At 53.5% G+C, this 660-nt stretch carries 1 protein-coding gene; it reads left to right on the forward strand.

What is annotated here, in order from left to right; genetic code table 11:
- On the forward strand, positions 1-626 hold a 626-nt coding region (locus tag HW443_RS12530; RefSeq protein WP_407079832.1), incomplete at its 5' end, for a glutamine amidotransferase-related protein.
- Between the last annotated feature and the right edge of the window lie 34 nt (positions 627-660).

The raw sequence follows: 660 nt of genomic DNA on the forward strand, positions 1-660 counted from the left end.
CTGAGAAAGCCAGAAGGTCGCCCGGTCTGATCGGCCGGGATCTGGTCCAGGAGGTTAGTGGCGATAAGCCCTATGTTTTCCAGCCTGGCCCAGGGCAGAATAAACTCTGGTTTAGAGAAGCTCTTCCCGGCACGGGCGGAGGAGGTGGGACTGCCCCCAGGGTCGTGGTGCTGGACTTTGGTGTAAAATATAACATTTTGAGGTCTCTGGCTTCCCTGGGTTGTGAAGTGATTGTTCTTCCGGCCCGGGCCACGGCCAAAGAAGTTCTTTCCTTCCAGCCTCATGGGGTACTTCTTTCCAATGGCCCCGGGGACCCTCAGGCAGTCACTTATGCCATAGAGACTGCCAATAAGCTCATAGGCAAGCTTCCCATCATGGGCATCTGTCTGGGGCATCAGATTCTGGCTCTGGCCCTCGGAGCCAATACCTTCAAGTTAAAATTTGGACACCGGGGAGCTAACCATCCGGTCCTCAATACCCGCACCGCAAGAGTAGAGATCACCTCTCAGAACCACGGGTTTGCTGTGGAAGAGAAGTCTCTGGACAAGCACCAGGTTGATGTTAATCACATCAACCTGAATGACGGTACGGTAGAGGGAATAGAGCATAAGGAGCTACCATATTAGTAAACTCATCCCACTTATAGGCCATGCCTCCTCC

Origin of the sequence: Candidatus Hakubella thermalkaliphila (assembly GCF_013281975.1) — a bacterium.
GTDB lineage: Bacteria > Actinomycetota > Humimicrobiia > Hakubellales > Hakubellaceae > Hakubella > Hakubella thermalkaliphila.